This is a genomic window from Streptomyces sp. URMC 129 (assembly GCF_051386415.1).
Lineage (GTDB): Bacteria > Actinomycetota > Actinomycetes > Streptomycetales > Streptomycetaceae > Streptomyces.
On record NZ_JBPQTQ010000016.1, the window covers coordinates 38437 to 59088 of the forward strand.

Sequence of the window (20652 nt, forward strand, 5' to 3'; positions counted from 1 at the left end):
AGCCGCCGTCTGCCCAACGATCCGCTGCGCGCCAGTCCACTGGGAGAACGGGAAGTGCGGGAAACCATGTCCTCCGGTGTCCCCCGGCGCTCTCTGCTGGCCGGCTGCGCCGCCCTCGGCGCGCTGGCCGGATGCACGTCCGGGGACGACGGCGACGAGGGCGGGGGCGGCGGCCAGGCCGCCGCGGCCACCACCCAGGGGCTGCGCCGCCGGGCCGCCCGGGACAGCACGGATCTGCTCGCCCGCTACGACGCGACGGCCTCGGCCCATCCGGCGCTGGCGGAGACCCTGACCGCCTTCCGGGAGACCGTGGCCGCCCATCTCACCGCGCTCAGCGAGTCGGACACGACCGCGCCCGGTGCCACCGGGCCGGCGCCCGAGGTGCCCGCGGAGCCGGAGCTGGCCCTGACCGCGCTGGCCGACGCCGAACGGCACACCGCCGACGAGCGGTTGCGGGCGCTGGCCGGGGCGCCACCGGAGTTCGCCCGCCTGCTGGCCTCGCTCGCCGCGGCCGGCGCGGCCCAGTCCTACCTGCTGAGCGAGGCCCGCCCATGACCGAGAGCACCAGGGAGCTGGACGCCGCCCAGGCCGCGCTGGCCGCCGAGCACGCCGCGGTCTACGGCTACGGCGTGGTCGGCGCCCGGATCGACGACGACCGCGGCGGCGAGGCCACCGAGGCGTACGACGCGCACCGCGCGCGGCGCGACCTGCTGCACCGGACCGTGCGCGACCTCGGCGGCACCCCGGTGGCCGCGGAGGTGGCCTACGCGCTGCCGTTCGAGGTCGGGGACAGCGCGGACGCCGTGGAGCTGGCCGCCGAGCTGGAGACCCGGCTGGCCGGGGCGTACGCCGATCTGGTGCTGGCCGCGGCCGGCGAGCGGCGGCGCGACGCGGCGGCGGCGATGCGCGACGCGGTGGTCAGGGCGGCCCGCTGGCGCGGCGCCCTGCCCGAGCCGTTCCCGGGGCTGGCGGAGTACGCCCCCGGCGGCGGCCGGGCCGACGACGGCGGCGGGGACGCATGACCTCCGCCCTCGGACTGGAGCCGCCGCGGCGCCTCGCCCGCGCCCAGGGGCCGGACGCCGCCGGCTGGCTGGCGGGGCTGCCCGCCCTCGTCGGACGGCTGCTGGACCGCTGGGAGCTGACCGCCGAGCGGGTCGCCGCGCCCGGCGGGCGGTCCAGCATGACCGTGCTGGTCCGCCGGGCGGACGGCGGCCCCGCGGCGCTCAAGCTGTGCGCGCCGGCCGCGTCGGCCGCCCTGGAGGAGGCGGCGCTGCGCCGGTGGGACGGCCACGGCGCGGTGCGGGTGCTGCGCGCGGCGCCCGAGGAGGGCGCGCTGCTGCTGGAGCGGGCGCACGGCGAGACGTCGCTGCGGGCGCTGCCGGACGCCAAGGCCATGCTGGAGGCCGTCTCGGCCGCACGGCGGCTGTGGGTCGAGCCGGGCGCCGGGCACCCGTTCCCCTCGGTGGCCGAGCGGACCGGGGAGCGGGTGGCGGTGCTGCGGGCGGGCGGGCCCGGGGAGGCCCGGGCGCTGGCCGAGGAGGCGCTGCGGCTGCGGGCCGAGTTGCTGTCCGGCACCGGGGAACGGTTCCTGCTGCACGGCGACTTCCGGCAGGGCGCGGTGCTGGCGTCGGACTCCGAGCGGTCGCCGTGGCTCGCGGTGGGGCCGGAGCCGGTGGTGGGCGAGCGGGCGTACGACCTGGCGCGGCTGGTCGCGGACCGGCTGCACGACCTGGTGGCGTCGCCGGGCGCGGCGGCGGTCACCCGGCGGCGGGTGGCGCGCCTGGCCGAATCGGTGGACGTCGATCCGGAGCGGCTGCGCGGCTGGGCCCTGTTCCGTGCCGTGACGTCGGCGCTGGACGACCTGGCCGCGGGCCGCCGCGAGGACGGCGAGATGCTGCTGGAGTTCGCCTCCTGGCTGTGAGGCCCCCTCGTGCCGGATCACCCGATCGGGCGGCGGTCAGCGGCGCAGCGGCAGCGTGGCGCCCATGACGGCGTACGGGGACGGCGCGGACGGGAAGAGGACCCGGCGGGCGAGGTCCCGGTAGCCGAGCTTGCGGTACAGGGCGCGGGCGGGGCTCTCGGTGTCGATCGCGGAGAGGATCGAGCGGGGCTCGGCGGCGCCGTCCGTGAGGGTGGTGATGAGCCTGCGCCCTATGCCGCGGTGCTGGTAGGCCGGGAGGACGTGGAGCTCGGTGATGGTGAAGGAGTCGTCCAGCCAGGACTCGTTCCCGGCGCGGCGCAGGTAGGGCTCGACGACGGTGGACCACCACTGCGCGCGGTCGTTGGGCATGCCGTAGACGAAGCCCACGAGCCGTCCGTTCCCGTCGGTGGCGCCGAGCGCCCGGGCCCCCGGGCTGGCGACGTGGCGGAGCACGATGTGGCGGCGGACCGCGACCTCCTCGGGGCTCAGTCCGAACGCCTGCGCCTGCACGGCCAGTGCCTCGTCCACCCAGGTCGCGAGGTCGAGGGGGCCGATGACGATGTCCCGTGCGTCCGGGGCGGTTCCGCCGGCGGATGGTGTCATGCGGGGAGGCTAACGCGCCGGGCGGGTGAAGTCGCGTCCGGAACCGCGAACGGTCTCCGGCGGGGGGCGAGGTGGGGCGCGAGCCGGGTCGGCCACCGGGGCGGAAGCCGGGTCAGAACAGGACGCTCATCAGGGTGCCGACGCGGGTGAAGCCCAGCCGCCGGTAGACGGTGAGGGCCGGGGTGTTGAAGTCGTTGACGTAGAGGCTGACGACGGGCGCGGTCTCGGCCAGGGCGTGCTTCAGCACGGTGGCCAGGCCCGCCGTCGCCAGGCCCTGGCCGCGGCGGTCGGGGGCGGTCCAGACGCCCTGGAGCTGGCAGGCGTCCGGGGTGACCGCGCCGATCTCGGCCTTGAAGACGATCCGGCCGTTCTCCACGCGGGCGAAGCAGCGGCCGGTGCCGACGGTCTCGGCCACCCGCGCCTGGTACGTCAGCCCGCCGTCCTCGGAGGCGAGCGGCGAGATGCCGACCTCCTCGGTGAACATCGCGACCGACGCGGGCAGGACCAGGTCCATCTCGTCCTTGCGCACCCGGCGCACCCGCGGGTCGGGGGTGACACCGGACGGCATGGCGCCGGTGGCGAGCAGCGGCTGGCAGGGGCGGAGCTGGCGGGCCGGTCCCCAGCGCGGCTCCAGGTGGGCCCAGAGCCGCATCGTCGGCCCGGCCGGGCCGACGATGGAGGAGCAGCGGCGGCCCTCGCGCAGCGCGCGGTCGGCGAAGGCGCGGACACCGGCGGCGCCGGCCCGGACGGGCACCAGGTTGGCCCCGGAGTAGGCGAGGGAGGTGAGGCGTCCGCGGCGGTAGTACCCCCACATCTCGCCGCCCAGATAGGGGGCTTCGAGTCCTGATTCGAGGACCCGGGCGGTGACGAACGCGTTCGCCACCGGGTCCTCGCCGAGCACGGCGAGGACGTCACTGAGATCGGCGGGGCCGAGAACCCGGGTGGTGGACGACGTCAGCACGGCGCGGGACCTTGGAATCGGGGACGTACGGGACGGGTGCCCGCACGATACCGCGCCCCGCCGCTCAGCTCACGGAGACCTCGGGACGGCCGGAGGCGGTGCCGTCCTCCTCCATGGCGGCGGCCAGCTTCATCGCCTCCTCGATCAGCGTCTCCACGATCTTCGACTCGGGGACGGTCTTGATGACCTCGCCCTTGACGAAGATCTGGCCCTTGCCGTTGCCGGAGGCGACGCCGAGGTCGGCCTCGCGGGCCTCGCCGGGGCCGTTGACGACGCAGCCCATCACGGCGACGCGCAGCGGCACGTCCATGCCGGTGAGCCCGGCCGTGACCTCCTCGGCCAGCTTGTAGACGTCGACCTGGGCCCGGCCGCAGGAGGGGCAGGAGACGATCTCCAGGCCGCGCTCGCGCAGGCCGAGCGACTCCAGGATCTGGATGCCGACCTTGACCTCCTCCACCGGCGGGGCGGAGAGGGAGACCCGGATCGTGTCGCCGATGCCCTCGCTGAGCAGGGCGCCGAACGCGACGGCCGACTTGATGGTGCCCTGGAAGGCCGGGCCGGCCTCGGTGACGCCGAGGTGCAGCGGGTAGTCGCAGCGGGCGGCCAGCAGCCGGTAGGCGTTGACCATGACGACCGGGTCGTTGTGCTTCACGGAGATCTTGATGTCGCGGAAGCCGTGCTCCTCGAAGAGGGAGCACTCCCACAGCGCCGACTCGACCAGCGCCTCCGGGGTGGCCCGGCCGTACTTGGCGAGCAGCCGCTTGTCGAGGGAGCCGGCGTTGACGCCGATGCGGATCGGGGTGCCCGCCTCGCCCGCCGCCCTGGCGATCTCCTTGACCTTGTCGTCGAACTGCTTGATGTTCCCCGGGTTGACGCGGACGGCCGCGCAGCCGGCGTCGATCGCCGCGAAGACGTACTTCGGCTGGAAGTGGATGTCCGCGATCACCGGGATCTGGGACTTGCGCGCGATGACCGGCAGCGCGTCCGCGTCGTCCTGCGTCGGGACGGCCACCCGCACGATCTGGCAGCCGGAGGCGGTCAGCTCGGCGATCTGCTGGAGCGTCGCGCCCACGTCGGAGGTCCGGGTGGTCGTCATCGACTGCACCGAGACGGGGGCGTCGCCGCCCACGGGCACGGACCCGACCTGGATCCGGCGGCTGGCGCGGCGCTCGGCCAGCTTGACCGGTACGGACGGAATTCCCAGCGAGATGGCTGTCATGACTGCGTGCAACCCCACGGTGCGGATCATCGGCCCGGAGTGGGCGGGCTTCCCGCCCCGAGCCTACGGCACGTCAACCGGTCAGCCGTACCGGACTCACGATATCGGCCGCGAGGACCAGGAGGGTGAAACAGACGAAGACGCCAGCCACGACGTAGGCGACGGGCATGAGCTGCGCCACGTCGAAGGGGCCGGGGTCGGGCCGCCGGGTGACCTTGGCGTACGCCCGCCGGATCGACTCCCAGACCGCGCCCGCGATGTGGCCGCCGTCCAGCGGGAGCAGCGGCAGCATGTTGAACAGGAAAAGCGACAGGTTGAACCCGGCGACGAGGAAGAGGGCGGTGGCGATCTGCTGGCTGGCCGGGATGTCGAGGGTGAAGATCTCGCCCCCGACGCGGGCCGCGCCGACCACGCCCATCGGGGAGTCCTGCTCGCGCTCGGCGTTGCCGAGGGCGGCGTTCCACAGGCCGGGGATCTCGGACGGGATGTTCACCAGCGCCTCGACACCGCTCGCCATGATGTCACCCATTCGGCTGACAGCGGCGGGGAAGTCCTGCTTGACGACGCCGCTGGCCGGCGAGAAGCCGAGGAAGCCGGCGGTGACGTACTCGCCCTCGACGTAGCCGCCGTCGCCGTCGGTCTTGGCCACCTGGTTCTCGATGAGGTCGGCGTGCAGGTCCAGGGTGCGGCCGTCGCGCTCGACGGTGATGACGGCCTCGCCGGTCGTCTCGCGGATCCGCTGCTGGAGGGTGCTCCACTCCTCGATGGGCTCGCCGTCGAAGGCGACGATGGTGTCGCCGGGGCGCAGCCCGGCCGCCGCGGCCGGGGCCGGGGTGTCGCCCTCCCGGCAGTCGCGGGGCTCCTCGCTCTGGGCGATGACGCACTCGGAGACGGTGGCGACGGTGGTGGTCTGGGTGTTGATCCCGAAGCCCATCAGCACGCCGAAGAAGATCACCACGGCGAGGATCAGGTTCTGGAAGGGACCGGCGAACATCACGATGATCCGCTGCCACGGCTTGCGCGTGTAGAACAGGCGCTTCTCGTCCCCGGGCCGCAGTTCCTCGAAGGCGGCGGCGCGGGCGTCCTCGATCAGGCCGCGGAACGGCGAGGTGGAGCGCTTGCGGATCTTGCCGTCGTCGCCGGGCGGGAACATCCCGATCATGCGGATGTAGCCGCCGAGCGGGATGGCCTTGATGCCGAACTCGGTCTCCTTCCGCTTCCGCGACCAGACGGTGGGCCCGAAGCCGACCATGAACTGCGGGACGCGGACGCCGAACATGCGGGCGGTGGAGAAGTGTCCGAGCTCGTGCCACGCGATGGAGAACAGGAGCCCGAGGACGAAGACGAGTATGCCGAGGATGAACATCAGGGCGGTCATGCGGTCCTCTCCTGGTTCGCTCCGCCGGCCGTCCCGGCCAGCTCCCGGGCGCGCGTGCGCGCCGCCGCCTCCGCTTCGAGGACGTCCGAGAGGGTCAGGGAGGTTCCGGAGCGGGCGGTGCCCTGCTCCTCGACGACCTGGGCGACGGTGTCCACGATCCCGGTGAACGGCAGCAGCCCGGCGAGGAAGGCGTCCACGCACTCCTCGTTGGCCGCGTTGAACACCGCGGGCGCGGTACCGCCGAGGCTACCCACCTTCCGGGCGAGCGGCACCGAGGGGAAGGCATCGGTGTCCAGCGGGAGGAATTCCCACGTGTGGGCGCGCGTCCAGTCGACGGGGGCCGCCGCGCCGGGAACGCGGTCCGGCCAGCCGATGCCCAGCGCGATGGGCATGCGCATGTCGGGCGGGCCGGCCTGGGCGAGGGTCGAGCCGTCGGTGAACTCCACCATCGAGTGCACGTAGGACTGGGGGTGGACGACGACCTCGATGCGGTCGAACGGGATCCCGAAGAGCAGATGGGCCTCGATGACCTCCAGGCCCTTGTTGACCAGGGTCGCCGAGTTGATCGTGATCACCGGGCCCATGTCCCAGGTGGGGTGGGCGAGCGCGTCCCGCGGAGTGACCGCGGCCAGCTCGGCGCGCGTCCTGCCGCGGAACGGGCCGCCGCTCGCGGTGACGACCAGCTTGGCGACCTCGGCGCGGGTGCCGCCCATGAGCGCCTGGAAGAGCGCGGAGTGCTCGGAGTCGACCGGGATGATCTGGCCCGGCTTGGCGAGGCCGGTCACCAGCGGGCCGCCGACGATGAGCGACTCCTTGTTCGCCAGGGCGAGCACCCGGCCCGCCTCCAGCGCGGCCAGGGTGGGGGCGAGGCCGATCGAGCCGGTGATCCCGTTGAGCACGGTGTGGCAGGGGCTGGCGGCCAGCGCGGCGGCGGCGTCGGGGCCGGCCAGGATCTCGGGCAGCGGCTCCCCGGCGCCGAACCGGTCCCGCAGCGCCTCGCGCAGCGCGCCGGCCCGGTCCGCGCGGGCGACGGCCACGGTCCGCACCCGCAGCCGGTGCGCCTGCTCGGCGAGCAGGCCGACCCGCTCGCCGCCCGCGGAGAGCCCCGTCACGGCGAAGAGCCGGGGGTTGCGCAGCACCACGTCCACGGCCTGGGTCCCGATCGACCCGGTGGAGCCGAGGATCACCACGTCCCGCGGCCCGTCGGGCGGCGGCTGGGCCGGATGGCGCAGGTGCGGGTCGGCGAGGAAGACGGGGCTCTCGGTCATCCCCCCATCATGACGCGTCGGTGTGGCCCCGATCTCCCCGGTCAGCGGATCCTTCGGTGGACGTTCTTCTTCCGGGAGGGGCCGGGGAGGTCTTCGGCGATCCAGGGACCTTCCGTGGAGGGGTCGAGCACGCCCTCCTCCAGCCAGGTGTGCCGTCCGTCCAGCAGGGCCCGGACGACGCCCTGGTCGGCCGCGTCGGTGTTCCGCCACAGGTGGTGGAAGAGGTCGTCCACGCGCAGCCTGGCCTGACGGCAGAACGCGTCGGCCAGCTCGTACGCCTCCCGGCCGCGCTCGCCCCGGCCGCGGATGCGCTCGGCGTGGACGCAGGCGGCGGTCATGGCGAACAGCTCGGCGCCGATGTCGACGACGCGGCCGAGGAAGACCTGCTTGGCCTCCAGCCGCCCCTGCCAGCGGGACATGGCGTAGAAGGTGGCGCGGGCCAGCCGGCGGCAGGCGCGCTCGACCCAGCGCAGGTGCGCGGAGAGGTCGGGGTGGCGGGAGACGTGGAAGTCGCCGTACGCCAGCGGGAGGTGGCCGCGCCCGGTGGCCAGCGACGGCAGCCAGCGGGTGTAGAACGCGCCGGCCGCGGTGGCCGCCTTCCGCTTCCTGGTGAAGCTGGCGTCCGGGTCGATGAGGTCCCCGGCGATCCTGAGATGGGCGTCGACGGCCTCGCGGGCGATCAGCAGGTGCATGATCTCGGTCGAGCCCTCGAAGACACGGTTGATCCGCACGTCCCGCAGGAGCTGCTCGGCGGGGACGCCGCGCTCGCCGCGGGCCGCGAGGGAGTCGGCGGTCTCGAAGCCCCGGCCGCCGCGGATCTGCACCAGGTCGTCCGCGATCCGCCAGGCCATCTCGCTGGAGTACAGCTTGGCGAGGGCGGCCTCGATGCGGATGTCGTGACGGTCCTCGTCGGCCAGCTCGCCGGACAGCTCCAGGACCGCTTCGAGGGCGAACGTGGTGGCCGCGATGAAGGAGAGCTTGGCGCCGATCGCCTCGTGCTCCGCGATGGGCCTGCCCCACTGGACGCGGGCCTCGGCCCACTCGCGGGCGACGCGCAGCGACCACTTGCCGGCGCCGACGCACATCGCGGGCAGGGAGAGGCGGCCGGTGTTGAGGGTGGTCAGGGCGATCTTCAGCCCGGCGCCCTCGGCACCGATCCGGTGCGCGGCGGGGACGCGGACCCGGTGGAGGCGGGTCACGCCGTTCTCGATGCCGCGCAGGCCCATGAACGCGTTGCGGTGCTCGACCGTGATGCCCGGGGAGTCGGCCTCGACGACGAAGGCGGTGATGCCCCGGCCGGGCACGTCGGCCATGACGACGAGGAGCTCGGCGATCACGCCGTTGGTCGTCCACAGCTTGACGCCGTCCAGCACGTAGTCCTCGCCGTCGGGCACGGCGGTGGTGGCCAGGCGGGCGGGGTCGGAGCCGACGTCGGGCTCGGTGAGCAGGAAGGCGGAGATGGCTCCGGCGGCGCAGCGCGGCAGGAACGTCTCCTTCTGGTGGTCGGTGCCGAACAGCGTCACCGGCTGGGGGACGCCGATGGACTGGTGGGCGGAGAGCATCGCGGCGACGGCCGGGCTGGCGGAGGAGACGAGCGCCAGCGCGCGGTTGTAGTAGACGTGGCTGAGGCCGAGGCCGCCGTACTCGGGGGCGATCTTCATGCCGAACGCGCCCAGCTCGCGCAGCGCGCCGACCACCTCGTCCGGGACGCGGGCCTCCCGCTCGATGGCGGCGCCGTCGATGCCGGTGGCGCAGAAGGCGCGGAGCCGGCTGAGGAATCGTTCCCCCACGCGGGTGGCGTCCTCGTCGGGGACCGGCCTGGGGTGGAGCAGATCGAGCCGGAAGCGCCCGAGGAAGAGCTCCTTGGCGAAGCTCGGCCTGCGCCAGTCCTGTTCCCTGGCGGCCTCGGCGACCCGGCGGGCTTCGCGTTCGGAGACGGTCATGTCGCTCACCTCGCCCGGATGAGAACTACTGGTGCGTATGTACCCATTCTCGGCAGCGGGGAACCGGAAGCTGAAGCACTTCGATACATATCCGGACACAGAGAGTCGCGCGGGCTCCGCACGGCGCCACGGCTCGGACAGCGACCGGTCTCCCGGCGCATAGAATTCCGGCGCGATGAACGCGATGAAGACGTACGGCTTTCTGCTGCTCCCCTCGCACAACCGGGTGTACGCCCAGGGCGCCGCCGCGCTCGCCCGCGCCGAGCTGTCGGTGTTCAACGAGGCGGTGCTGGGCGGACGGCTCACCGACGTCGGCGAGACGACACTGGGCGGGGTGCCGTACCTGACATTCCGCGCGCCGGAGCTGACCGGGGACGATCTGCGCTACCTGGCCAATCTGTCGGCGCTCTACGCCGTCTTCGAGATCGCGGACGGTCGCCTGACGCCGCTGGACGTGACACGTCTGGACAAGTTCAGCAGCGACCTGATCACCATCCAGAAGTACCCGGGCAAGACCAATGAGGACTTCACCAAGCTGCTGCTGAACGTGACCGCGATGGCCTGCGACACCCCCGAACGGCTGCTGAACGGCGGGCTGCGCGTGCTGGACCCGCTGTGCGGCCGGGGCACCACCCTCAACCAGGCGGTGATGTACGGACTGGACGCGGCGGGTGTGGAGCGGGACGGCAAGAGCTTCGAGGCGTACGGCAACTTCCTGCGGCACTGGCTGAAGAACAGCCGCGTCAAGCACCAGGCCGAGACCACCACGGTCCGCCGCGACCGCAAGTCGCTGGGGCGCCGCTTCCAGGTGACGCTCGGCGAGAGCAAGGAGCTGTACAAGCGGGGCCGGACCATCGAGCTGACCATGATCAACGCCGACACGGCGGCGAGCGGCGACTTCTTCCGCCCGGCGTCGTTCGACCTGATCGTGACCGACGCGCCCTATGGCGTGCAGCACGGCAGCGCCGCGCGGGCCGGGCTGTCGCGCAGCCCGCTGGCCCTGCTCACCACGGCCCTCCCCGTCTGGACCAGGCTGCTGCGGCCGGGCGGCGCGATCGGGATCGCGTGGAACACCCATGGGGCGCGGCGCGAGGAGCTGACCGCGCTGCTCGCCGGACACGGCTTCGAGATCCGGGACGACGAGGCCCACCGGGGCTTCCGCCACCGCGTCGACCAGGCGATCCTGCGCGACCTAGTCGTAGCCCGCCGGTCCCGGACGGGCCCGTAACCCGCCCCGGCTAGTCGTCGGGGTGGAGCAGCCCGCGCTGGTAGGCGCGGACCAGGGCGCGGGGCACCCGGTGCTCGCGCCCGTCGATGACGATGGGCACGAGGTCGGGCACGGCGGCCTTCCACTGGGCACGGCGGTGACGGGTGTTGCTGCGGGACATCTTGCGCTTGGGAACGGCCATGCCCCGCAGCCTATATGAAAAGGATTGTCGTTTACACCTGGGGCCGGGGGCCTCTACAGGTCGAGGCCGGTCAGCACCATCACGCGCTCGTAGGTGTAGTCCTCCATCGCGAAGCGCACGCCCTCGCGCCCGACGCCGGAGTCCTTGACGCCGCCGTAGGGCATCTGGTCGGCGCGGTACGACGGGACGTCGCCGACCACCACGCCGCCGACCTCCAGGGCCCGGTGGGCGCGGAAGGCGGCCTGGAGGTCATGGGTGAACAGCCCCGCCTGAAGCCCGAACTTCGAGTCGTTGGCCGCGGCGAACGCGGCCTCCTCGCCGTCCACCCGGGTCACCGACAGGACCGGCCCGAAGACCTCCTCGCACGAGACCTTGGCGTCGCGCGGGACGCCCTCCAGCACCGTCGGCGCGAAGCTCGCGCCGTCCCGGGTGCCGCCGGTGAGCACCTTCGCGCCGGCCGCCGTCGCCTCCCGCACCCAGGACTCCACGCGCCGCGCGGCGTCCTCGCTGATCAGCGGGCCGACGTCGGTGCCCTCGTCGGAGGGGTCGCCGGTGACCAGCGCCTCGGCGGCGGCGACGATCCGGGGCACCAGCCGGTCGTAGACGGCGGTGTCCGCGATGACGCGCTGCACCGAGATGCAGGACTGGCCGCCCTGGTAGTTCGAGAAGGTGGCGATGCGCCGCGCCGCCCGGTCCAGGTCGGCGTCGGAGGACCAGTCGGCCAGCACGACGGCCGCGCCGTTGCCGCCCAGCTCCAGCGTGACCCGCTTGCGCGGCACCGCCTCGCGGATCGACCAGCCGACCGGGACGGAGCCGGTGAACGAGACGACCGGCAGCCGGGGGTCCGCCACCAGCGGCGGCATGGCCTCGTTGGGCACCGGGAGCACGCTCCACGCCCCCGCGGGCAGCTCGGTTCCGGCCAGCAGCTCACCGAGCAGCAGCGCGGTCAGCGGGGTCGCCGGGGCGGGCTTGAGCACGATCGGGACGCCGGCCGCGAGGGCGGGGGCGACCTTGTGGGCGCACAGGTTGAGCGGGAAGTTGAACGGCGCGATGCCGAGCACCGGGCCGTACGGGAACCGGCGGGTGAGCGCCAGCCGCCCGGTGCCGCCCGCGTCGGCGTCCAGGCGCTGGGCCTCGCCGCCGTTGAAGCGGCGGGCCTCGTCGGCGGCCCAGCGGAAGACGGAGACGCAGCGGGAGACCTCCAGGCGCGCCCACTTGACGGGCTTTCCGTTCTCCGCGCTGATCAGCCGGGCGATCTCCTCGGCGCGCTCGCCGAGGCGCCCGACCACATGGTCGAGGGCCGCGGCCCGGACGTGCGCGGGCGTGGCGGCGAACTCGGCGGTGACGGCCGCCGCGGCGGCGACCGCCTCCTCGACCTGGGCGGGCGTCGGCACGCTCACCGCGCCGACGGTGCCGCCGTCCCACGGGGAGGTGACCTGGAGCACGCCGTCACCGCTCGCCGCCCGGCCGGCGAGCCAGAACGGTTGGGGTGTCGCTGGGGTCATCGCGGGTGCCGCCCTTTCCGGAGATGTCGTGTCCCGCTCTCCACCGTAGGCGCTCGGGGCGGCGAAGGTGCTTGTCCGCGCGGTCGGAGCCGGCCGTCGCAGTCCGCCGTTCCGGCGGCTCGACGGGCCGTACCGGGGGATCAGGGCGCGCGGTCCGGTGGGGTGGCTTTCAGGGCCAGCCACAGCTCCATCCGGACGTCCGGGTCGTCCAGCGAGCGGTCCAGGATCTCCTCCACGCGGCGCATCCGGTAGCGCAGCGTGTGGCGGTGGACCCCGAGGTCGGCCGCCGCCGCGTCCCACTGGCCGTGGCGGGCCAGCCAGGCGCGGAGCGAGGCGACCAGGTCGCCGCGGCCGTGCTCGTCGTGGTCGCGCAGCGCCCGCAGCATGCCGTCCGCGAAGGCCCGCACCGCGTCGTCCGCCAGCAGCGTGACCACCGAGCCGGCGCCCACGTCGTCGTGCTCCACCAGCGTCCGCCCGCGCCTGCGGGCCACCAGCGCGGCCTGCCGGGCCCGCTGGTACGCGGCGTCCGCCGACGCCAGCCCGGTCGGCGACGACATGCCCAGGGCGAAGCCCTCCGCCCGGCAGCGCGGCTTGTCGCGGGCGAAGGCCAGGCAGGCCCCCACCGCCGCGCCGCCGTCGGCGGCGACCAGCACCAGCCCGTCGCCGTCGGCCGCGCACAGCACCGACTCCCCCGCCCTGGCCGCCGCCGTGTCCACCGCCGTGGCCAGCATCTCCAGCGCCTTGGGATCGGACCCCGGCGCCGCCACCAGCACCCGCAGCGGCGCGTCCAGCAGCCCGCCGTAGAGCTGTCCGGCCACCGCCCTGGCGTGGTCCGGTTCGCCACTGAGCAGCATCCGCAGCACCGCGCCGTCGAGCCTGGCCTCCGCCGCCCGGTAGGCGTGGGAGCGCTCGGTGAGCAGCGTCAGCACCGCCACCGCGGACTGCACGGCGTACCGCTCCGCCGTGCCGGGCGCGCCTGTGCCGATGGCGAGCACGGCCCTGGGCACCGAGCCGGTGCCCACCGACTGCAGTTCGACCCGGTCGTCCTCGGGCGCGGTGGCGCAGACGACGCTGGAGGGCGCCGGGCGGTCCGCCAGCCGCCGCACGTCGGCGGCGAACTTCTTGGCCCGCCGCCCCGCCCAGCCGGGGGCGGCGGCGGTGACCGCGCCGGACAGGTCGTAGAGCGCGGCCCAGCCGCCCACCTGACCGGCCAGCCGCTCCAGCAGCGCGCCCTGACCGCCGCCGGACAGCGCGGCCGACGTCAGCTCCCGCTGGGCCGCGAACCCGGCCGTGACCGCGCGGTACTGCTCGGCGGCTATCGCGGCGGACACCGCCTTGCTGATGGCCATGAACGGCGTGCGGCGCGGCACTTCGAGCAGCGGCAGCCCGGTCTCGCGCGCGGCGGCCAGCAGCGCGGGCGGCACCTCCGGGTGGTGCACCCCGGTGCCGAAGCCGAGCCCCACGACCGCCGCGGCGTCCAGCCGCGCGACGTACGCCCGCATCTCCGCCTCGTCGTGGACCGGCAGGTGGAGGCCGGTGACCAGCAGCAGTTCGCCGCCGTCCAGCCAGGGCACGGGGTCGGCCAGCTCGCTGACGTGCGCCCAGCGCACTTCGGCGTCGAGCCGGTCCTCGCCCGCGAGCACGCCGAGCTTCAGTGCGGAGTGCTGGACGAGCGTCGCGAGAGTCGGCTGCATGAGTCACCTTGGAAGAGCCGGAACGACACGTGTCCTCACCGTACAGCGGAGCCGTCGCACCGCCGATGGCGCCTGTGGCATATGCGGTGCGTCTCGGCCATCCCGCCGCGCCGCGCGGTCAGCCGAGCCGCACCAGCACCGGCGGCCCCGGCTCGCCCGCGACGGTGGTGAGCGAGAGCACCGCGTGGCGCGGCGGCACGCGATGGGCCAGCTCGGACGCCGACCAGCGCTCCCGTTCGACCCGGCGCACGGTGACGGACTCGGTGGTCGTGTCCCGCCCGGTGAATACCTTCCGGATGCCGCGCACTGTGCGTTTCATCACACCGCCGCTGCGGTCGGGAGTGCGGGTGATGTCCTGATCCTCCCGCCACTCGGTGCCCCAGACCCGCGCGAAGTGCTCGGCGTCCCAGGTCGTGATGCCGGAGAACGCCATCCGGCAGCCGACCGCGCCCAGCAGCCCGGTGCGCAGCTCGGCCGGGACGTCGTCGAGCGTGCGCAGGGCCAGCACGGCGCCCGCGTTGGCCGGACGCAGATGGGTCAGCCCGCGCACCGTGCCGGGGGTGATGGCGGCGGTGGCGTCGTCCAGCACCAGGCAGGCGAAGAGGGAGCGGTCGGGGCGCGCGGTGACCGCCGCGGTGAACTGGGCCAGCAGCAGCCGCGTGATGATCCGTCCGGCCTCGGCGTGCCCGGTGGCGGGCAGGTCGACGCGCACCCGCAGCGGGTGGACCAGGGAGTTGAGGGAGAACGTCCGGGCGGTGTGCGAGAACCCGGCGCGGTCCAGCAGGGCGAGCCGGTCGGCCAGGTGCGGGCCGAGGTCGTCGGGGCGCTGGGCCTGCCGCGCCCTGGCGTCCAGCTCGCGCTCCTGGCCCACGGCGCCCGCCAGCCGCAGGTCCTCGCGCAGGGTGGCGAGCAGGGCGGGCGCGCCGTCGAGCATGGCGCGCAGCTCCGGGACGCCGGGCAGCCGGTCGTACGCCGCCTGGTAGGGGCCGATGAGCTGGACGAGCACGGCGGCGGCCTCGCGGGGATCCGTGCGCGAGCCGCCCACCAGCGCCTCCGCGACCAGCGCGGCGGCCTCGTCGGTGTCGGTGGCGCCGCCGTACAGGTCGAGCTGGTGGCTGCCGGCCGGGTCGCCGACGCGGACGATGACATCGAAGGCGTGGTCGGGGCCGAGGGCGCTGCTGGCGGTGCCGACGGCGACCACCGCGGCCTGGCCGGTGAGCGCGTGCAGGCACAGGGCCTCGGTCACGGGCCGGATGACGCGGCCGGTCTTGCCGGAGCCGGGCGGCCCGACGGCCAGCAGCGACGTGCCGAGCACCGCGGGGTCGAGCGCGACGTCCTCGCCGCGGTACTCGTACGGGTTCCGCTCCTCGTCCAGCGCCTGCCCGATGCGGACCTGCCGGGTCAGCAGGTCGTGCTGGGCGGCGCGGACCGGCAGGTCGCGGTCCCCGGAGGGGTGGACGAACGCGGCGGCGCCGTGGACGCGGGCCGCGTCGGCGAACGCGGGCAGCGCGGTGGGCCTGGCCCGGACCGCCTGCCAGGCGTGCGTGATCCGGGCGTAGTCCAGGTCGCCCATGCGCCCGCTGCGGATCTCCTCGGCCAGCCGGTCGGCGGCGGCGTCCGCGCCCGCCGCGCGCAGCTCGGTGAAGTCGGTGAGCCGGGCCAGCTCGGCCCGCCGCTGCGGCGTCCCGGCGTGGCCCCGGCGGTGGGGCGGGACGGGCGGGTAGCGGCGGAGGACGGCCCGCCAGCCGCCGAGCCACCCGAAGAGGGCGAGCAGCAGGGCGGTGTAGAGGGCGTAGTAGAGGTTGTAGGTGAGGGTGTACGCGGTCGTGTCGCCGTCCTCCCACCAGGAGTCGGGCACGACGGCGTACAGCGGATCCAGCCAGAACTCCCACACGCCCCGGAAGCTGAGGCGCCACGCGGCGTACGCGGCGACCAGGGCGGCGGTGGCGCGCAGGACCTCGCGGCGGCTCATCGGCTCGATGTCCGCCCGGCCGCACACCGCGCGCAGCACGGCGGGCCGCCAGCGGCGCCACAGCCGGGGCGCGTTGCCGACGCGGCCGAAGAGGAACGCCAGCAGGCAGACGAACAGCAGCTCGTACACGTACAGCACGCTGATGCCGCCGGTGGAGGCGCCCCAGGACGCGAGGCCGAGCCAGTCGAGGGGCCAGATCACCGCGCGGAGGTACCCGTTGGCGTACAGGGACCACACCAGCCAGCCGGCCAGCAGCGCCAGCAGCGCGCCGCCGTGCAGCTCGCGGTCGCTGAGGCGGTCGGGGTCCTCGGGTGGTTTCGGCACGTGGCCGGCCCGCCAGACGCCGGGCCTGGCGGCCGGGCGCGGGGTGTGCAGCCAGCGCGCGAGGGGCGGGCCCTCGGCCTCCGGGGGCTGCCGGGGAGCCGGCGGCATGGTTGTGGGCCGCGTGGCGGGATGGCCGCCCTCGCGTGTCTCCCGCGCGTCCGGCGCGCCGTTGGTGCTCATGCGGTGCCAAGCCCCCTGATCAGGCCATCGGCCGAGTGCGACGTCGGCGTTCCAATCTAGTGCAGGGGACCGGCGGGTGGTGCCGCTCGTGCGGTTCCGCCCCCGCGGCGGACACGCGCCACCGCGGGAGCGGAACCGTCAGGGCCGCACGGGGAGTTGGGCCGGGGCTAGGGGAGCGTGAAACCGTAGTGGTTGAGGACTTCGGTGATCGGCTGGTAGTAGGTGGTGCCGCCCGAGGAGCAGTTGCCGCTGCCGCCCGAGGTGAGGCCCACGGCCGTGGTGCCGGAGAACAGCGGACCGCCGCTGTCGCCGGGCTCGGCGCAGGCGTTGGTCTGGATGAGGCCGGAGACGACGTCGCCGCCGCCGTAGTCGACGGTCCAGTTCAGCCCGGTGACGGTGCCGCCGCGCAGGCCCGTGGTCCGGCCGCTGCGCTCCACCGGCATCCCGATGTACGCCTCGGCGGCCCCGGTGATGGGACGGAAGGTGCCGTTCCACAGGTAGACGCCGCCGGGACCCTGGTACCCCTGGTAGTCGTAGTAGACGACGCCCCAGTCGTTCCCCGGGAACGACGAGTCGGCCGTCGGGCCGACGGGGCTTCCGGTGACCTCCACCGACCAGCGCGGGTATCCCTCGGTGCAGTGTCCGGCGGTCACGAAGTACTTGGTGGTGCCCTGGAGCACGTTGAAGCCGACCGAGCAGCTCCAGCCGCCCGAGGCGCGGATGCCCTCGCCGCCGGCGAGGAGCGGGGTGAGTTCGCCGGGGACGCGCTCGACGCTGATCGCGTCGGCGTACGCCCCGGCCTCCTGGCGTATCCGGTCGAGGTCGGCCTCCGTGACCGTGGAGTCGGCCTGGAGGAGGACGGAGCCGACCGCCTCGTCGACGGCCCACGCGGTGCCGCCGACATCGGCGGCCAGGACGGCGTCGCTCGCCGCGGCGAGCTCTTCTTCGGTGAACGTGTGGGGGGTGTCCGCGCCCGCCGGCCCGTGGCCGGTGAGGGCGAGAACGACGGCCAGGCCGAGGGCCATGGCGAGCAACGGGCCACGACGGGCCCCGCGAATGGTTCGCTGGCTCTTCACAGGGGGAATCGTCCGGCCGGGCCGGACGGGTCGCAAGGGCGCCGAGCGGGGAGCGCGGGCCGCCCTCGCCGCGCGCGGCGGCCGGGCCGGGAGCCGGGACCCCGCCGGGCGCCGGAGCGCGCGTCGCGCACGCCGGGATGGCCAAGAACGGCCCCGGGGCCACTCCGTCGCGGCGCATGCCGGGCCGCACCGGGCGGGCCTAGCCTGCCTGGTGAGCGACCGTATCAGCCCTCTCGCGACGAGGAGTGCACCCATGAGCGCCACGACCGGACTGTCCGGAGGCCCGTCCCTGCCCCAGGAGCGCCGGCTCGTCACCGGGATCCCCGGCCCGGGGTCGCGGGAGCTGATGGCGCGGAAGCTGGCCACCGTCGCGTCCGGCGTCGGGTCGGTGATGCCCGTCTTCGCGCGGCGGGCCGGCGGCGGGATCGTCGAGGATGTCGACGGCAACGCGCTCATCGACTTCGGCTCCGGCATCGCCGTCACCGGCGTGGGCAACAGCGCCGAGGCCGTGGTCCGCCGGGCCGCCGAGCAGCTCGGGCGGTTCACGCACACCTGCGCGATGGTCACGCCCTACGAGGGCTACGTGGAGGTCTGCGAGGAGCTGGCCCGCCTCACCCCGGGCGACCACCCGAAGAAGTCGATCCTCGTCAACTCCGGCGCCGAGGCCGTCGAGAACGCGGTGAAGATCGCCCGCTACCACACCGGGCGGCAGGCGGTGGTGGTCTTCGAGCACGGCTACCACGGCCGGACCAACCTCACCATGGCGCTGACCGCCAAGAACATGCCGTACAAGCACGGCTTCGGCCCGTTCGCCCCGGAGATCCACCGGTTCCCGATGGCGTACCCGTTCCGCTGGCCGACCGGCCCCGAGCGCTGCGCGGAGGAGGCCGCGGCGCTGGTCGCGGACCGGATCACCAAGGAGGTCGGCGCGGAGAACACGGCGGCGATCGTGGTCGAACCGATCCTGGGCGAGGGCGGGTTCATCGTTCCCGCGCGGGGCTTCCTGCCGCGCCTGGCCGCGTTCGCCCGCGAGCACGGCATCCTGCTGGTCGCCGACGAGATCCAGACCGGCTTCTGCCGCACCGGCCACTGGTTCGCGTGCGAGGACGAGGGCATCGTTCCCGACCTGATCACCACGGCGAAGGGCATCGCGGGCGGCCTGCCGCTGGCCGCCGTCACCGGGCGCGCCGAGATCATGGACGCCGTCCACGCCGGCGGCCTCGGCGGCACCTACGGCGGCAACCCGGTGGCCTGCGCCGCCGCCCTCGGCGCGATCGAGACGATGCGCGAGCTGGACCTGCCCGCTCGGGCCCGCCGCATCGAGGAGGTGATGAGGCCGCGGCTGCGGGCGATGGCCGCGCGGCACCCGCTGATCGGCGAGGTGCGCGGGCGCGGCGCGATGCTGGCGATCGAGCTGGTCAGGCCCGGCACCACGGAGCCCGACGCGGCCTCCGCCGCGGCCGTCGCCGCCGCCTGCCACCGCGCGGGCCTCATCGTGCTGACCGCCGGCACCTACGGCAACGTGCTGCGGTTCCTGCCGCCGCTCGTCATCGGCGAGGAGCTGCTGACGGAGGGCCTGGACATCCTCCAGGACGCCCTGACCGGCCGGTGAGCGGCGCGCACGGGCTCCATGGAGAACGTGCGGGGATGTGATGCGGATCTCCTGGGGGCCGCTCCGGGGCGCGCCGACCTGCCGTACGGTCGGGACGGAAGCGAGAGCAGCCAGACTCCCGCACTCCTTTTCGGACCGGATCCGCCCGCCCCACACCCCCCGGGGCGTGCGGCCGTCCGGTCGGCGACCGCATGACTGCCCCGGAGCTCTCCCCCACTGCTCCGGGGCAGTCATGCGTCCGGCGCCCCGCCGTCCCGCTCAGCCCGTGTCGCCCTCGCCGGCCGACCGCGCGATGACGGCCGCCGCCTCGTGCATGGACATCTCCAGCACGGCCGGGTCGGTGAGCAGGCCCGACCCGTCCGGCGGGACCAGCCAGCGCACGCCCCGCGCCGTACGCGTCGGGTGCGGCACCACGATCCAGCTGCCGCGCCCCGCCGCCCGTACGCCCGTGCCCAGCCAGCGCCCGGCCGTCCCGGGCGGCACGAAGAACCCGATCCGCGCGCTCCCGTGGTCCGCCAGCACCGGTCCCGGGCGGTCGATCACCCGGGACAGCACGTCGAACGTCGGGTGTCCCAGCTTCCCGATCAGGATCAGCACGTCCCATAACCGCCCGGCGGGCAGCAACGCCACACCCATCGGGTGGCGCTCCCACTCCCACCGGCACGCGTCCGGGTCCGGCGCCGCCGACGCCAGCCACTCCATCGCCGTTCTCGTCCGGCCACTGCCACTCATGCCGCGTCCTCCTCACGCCCCCGGCCCGACGACCGGGCCGGCGGGCCGTCATGGAGGTAGGAGGGCGAACTCCGCCTATTCTTACGCCACTTCGCCGGGAATTCCGCGCGCCGCGGCGCGCGTGGCTCAGACGTCGATACCGCCGGAGCCCGAGCCGCCGCCGGAGTCCCCGCCGGCCGGGTCGCCGGGCAGGTCCAGTTCCCAGTACGCCGTCCCGTAGTCGTCACCGGGCGAGAAGTCGAGGGCGAGGACCTCCGCCGGGCCGCCCGGCTCCGCGATCCGGTACCCGGCCGCCGTCGTCTCCCCCGGCCGCAGCGCGCCGGACGCCTGCTGCTCGCGCACCACGCCGGACTCCCCGACGGCCTCGCCGTCGTAGGCGGCCGACAGGCGGGCGCCGCCGAGATCGGCGTCCTCGTCGCCCTCGTTGGCCAGCCGCATCCGCACCGAGTAGCCGCCGTCGGGGTCCTCCCACAGGTCCTCGACCGTCACCACCAGACCGTCGTCGAAGACGACCTCGTCCCCGGTCCCGGCCAGGTGGTCCGCCCCGGCCGCCGAGACCACGGGCACCGGGGCGAGGACCCAGACGAAGAACAGCACCGTGAGCACCGCGGAGACGGCGGTCGCCCCGGCCCCGGTCCACAGCCCGCCCAGCGCCACCCCGCGGTTCGTCGCCGTCCCCCGGCGGGCGCGCCGGACGCCGATGACGCCGAAGATCAGCGCGAGGACGCCGGGGAGGAGGGCGACCACGCTGAACACGAAGGTCCAGCAGAGCGTGGCGGCGACGATCCCGAGGACCAGCGCCGCGGTGCCCAGCCCGTTGCGCGGCGGCGGCGGATACGGGTAGGGGTACGGGGG

Annotated in this window: 18 protein-coding genes; 5 read left to right on the forward strand and 13 right to left on the reverse strand. The window is 74.7% G+C overall.

What is annotated here, in order from left to right; genetic code table 11:
- Positions 1-66 precede the first annotated feature (66 nt).
- From ACSNOC_RS05575 to ACSNOC_RS05585, 3 genes are read left to right on the forward strand one after another with little or no spacing between them, the layout of a single operon-like run.
- Positions 67-555 carry a hypothetical protein gene (locus tag ACSNOC_RS05575; protein WP_436746112.1) on the forward strand — a complete coding sequence of 163 codons (489 nt, stop codon included), beginning with the start codon at positions 67-69 and terminating at the stop codon, positions 553-555.
- The gene (locus ACSNOC_RS05580) at positions 552-1022 is read left to right on the forward strand and encodes a ferritin-like domain-containing protein (RefSeq protein ID WP_436746113.1); all 471 of its coding nucleotides are present in this window, start codon (positions 552-554) and stop codon (positions 1020-1022) included. The genes ACSNOC_RS05575 and ACSNOC_RS05580 overlap by 4 nt, the downstream gene beginning before the upstream one ends.
- Positions 1019-1921 (forward strand): aminoglycoside phosphotransferase family protein, encoded by a 903-nt coding sequence (locus ACSNOC_RS05585; RefSeq protein WP_436746114.1) that lies wholly within the window; start codon positions 1019-1021, stop codon positions 1919-1921. Before ACSNOC_RS05580 ends, ACSNOC_RS05585 begins: the two co-directional genes overlap by 4 nt.
- Positions 1922-1957: 36 nt before the next feature.
- On the opposite strand, the gene ACSNOC_RS05590 is transcribed toward ACSNOC_RS05585, so the two are convergent.
- The 6 genes from ACSNOC_RS05590 to ACSNOC_RS05615 all read right to left on the reverse strand — a co-directional run bounded on the left by ACSNOC_RS05590 (position 1958) and on the right by ACSNOC_RS05615 (position 9293).
- On the reverse strand, positions 1958-2524 hold the full coding sequence (locus ACSNOC_RS05590) for an N-acetyltransferase family protein (RefSeq protein WP_436746115.1): 567 nt from the start codon (positions 2522-2524) through the stop codon (positions 1958-1960).
- Between the two features lie 112 nt (positions 2525-2636).
- Positions 2637-3485, reverse strand: a complete 849-nt coding sequence (locus ACSNOC_RS05595; RefSeq protein ID WP_436746116.1) for a GNAT family N-acetyltransferase — start codon at positions 3483-3485, stop codon at positions 2637-2639.
- A gap of 64 nt (positions 3486-3549) precedes the next feature.
- On the reverse strand, positions 3550-4704 hold the full coding sequence (ispG, locus tag ACSNOC_RS05600) for a flavodoxin-dependent (E)-4-hydroxy-3-methylbut-2-enyl-diphosphate synthase (protein ID WP_436746117.1): 1155 nt from the start codon (positions 4702-4704) through the stop codon (positions 3550-3552).
- A gap of 73 nt (positions 4705-4777) precedes the next feature.
- Complete coding sequence (locus ACSNOC_RS05605; protein WP_436746118.1) at positions 4778-6082, reverse strand: M50 family metallopeptidase; 1305 nt, start codon at positions 6080-6082, stop codon at positions 4778-4780.
- Positions 6079-7350 (reverse strand): 1-deoxy-D-xylulose-5-phosphate reductoisomerase, encoded by a 1272-nt coding sequence (gene dxr / locus ACSNOC_RS05610; RefSeq protein WP_436746119.1) that lies wholly within the window; start codon positions 7348-7350, stop codon positions 6079-6081. Before dxr ends, ACSNOC_RS05605 begins: the two co-directional genes overlap by 4 nt.
- 41 nt (positions 7351-7391) lie before the next feature.
- Complete coding sequence (locus ACSNOC_RS05615; RefSeq protein ID WP_436746120.1) at positions 7392-9293, reverse strand: acyl-CoA dehydrogenase family protein; 1902 nt, start codon at positions 9291-9293, stop codon at positions 7392-7394.
- A 175-nt stretch (positions 9294-9468) separates the two neighbouring features.
- Here ACSNOC_RS05615 and ACSNOC_RS05620 point away from each other — a divergent pair, with 175 nt between their 5' ends.
- Positions 9469-10521, forward strand: a complete 1053-nt coding sequence (locus ACSNOC_RS05620; protein WP_436746121.1) for a TRM11 family SAM-dependent methyltransferase — start codon at positions 9469-9471, stop codon at positions 10519-10521.
- Between the two features lie 10 nt (positions 10522-10531).
- Here ACSNOC_RS05620 and rpmF read toward each other — a convergent pair whose 3' ends face one another.
- From rpmF to ACSNOC_RS05645, 5 genes are all read right to left on the reverse strand, one after another.
- Complete coding sequence (gene rpmF / locus ACSNOC_RS05625) at positions 10532-10702, reverse strand: 50S ribosomal protein L32 (protein WP_436746122.1); 171 nt, start codon at positions 10700-10702, stop codon at positions 10532-10534.
- A 53-nt stretch (positions 10703-10755) separates the two neighbouring features.
- Entirely contained in the window at positions 10756-12207 is a 1452-nt protein-coding gene (locus tag ACSNOC_RS05630; protein ID WP_436746123.1) for an aldehyde dehydrogenase family protein, read from the reverse strand.
- Positions 12208-12347: 140 nt separating this feature from the next.
- The gene (locus ACSNOC_RS05635) at positions 12348-13901 is read right to left on the reverse strand and encodes a PucR family transcriptional regulator (protein WP_436746124.1); all 1554 of its coding nucleotides are present in this window, start codon (positions 13899-13901) and stop codon (positions 12348-12350) included.
- A 118-nt stretch (positions 13902-14019) separates the two neighbouring features.
- Positions 14020-16377, reverse strand: a complete 2358-nt coding sequence (locus ACSNOC_RS05640; protein WP_436746125.1) for an ATP-binding protein — start codon at positions 16375-16377, stop codon at positions 14020-14022.
- A 167-nt stretch (positions 16378-16544) separates the two neighbouring features.
- On the reverse strand, positions 16545-17402 hold the full coding sequence (locus ACSNOC_RS05645; RefSeq protein WP_436746129.1) for a S1 family peptidase: 858 nt from the start codon (positions 17400-17402) through the stop codon (positions 16545-16547).
- A gap of 304 nt (positions 17403-17706) precedes the next feature.
- On the opposite strand from ACSNOC_RS05645, the gene gabT reads away from it, so the two are divergent.
- On the forward strand, positions 17707-19065 hold the full coding sequence (gabT, locus tag ACSNOC_RS05650) for a 4-aminobutyrate--2-oxoglutarate transaminase (protein ID WP_436746126.1): 1359 nt from the start codon (positions 17707-17709) through the stop codon (positions 19063-19065).
- A gap of 258 nt (positions 19066-19323) precedes the next feature.
- On the opposite strand, the gene ACSNOC_RS05655 is transcribed toward gabT, so the two are convergent.
- Both ACSNOC_RS05655 and ACSNOC_RS05660 read right to left on the reverse strand, forming a co-directional pair.
- Positions 19324-19797 carry a hypothetical protein gene (locus ACSNOC_RS05655; RefSeq protein WP_436746127.1) on the reverse strand — a complete coding sequence of 158 codons (474 nt, stop codon included), beginning with the start codon at positions 19795-19797 and terminating at the stop codon, positions 19324-19326.
- Positions 19798-19923: 126 nt separating this feature from the next.
- A partial coding sequence (locus ACSNOC_RS05660) for a DUF4190 domain-containing protein (protein ID WP_436746128.1) occupies positions 19924-20652 on the reverse strand: 729 nt, incomplete at its 5' end.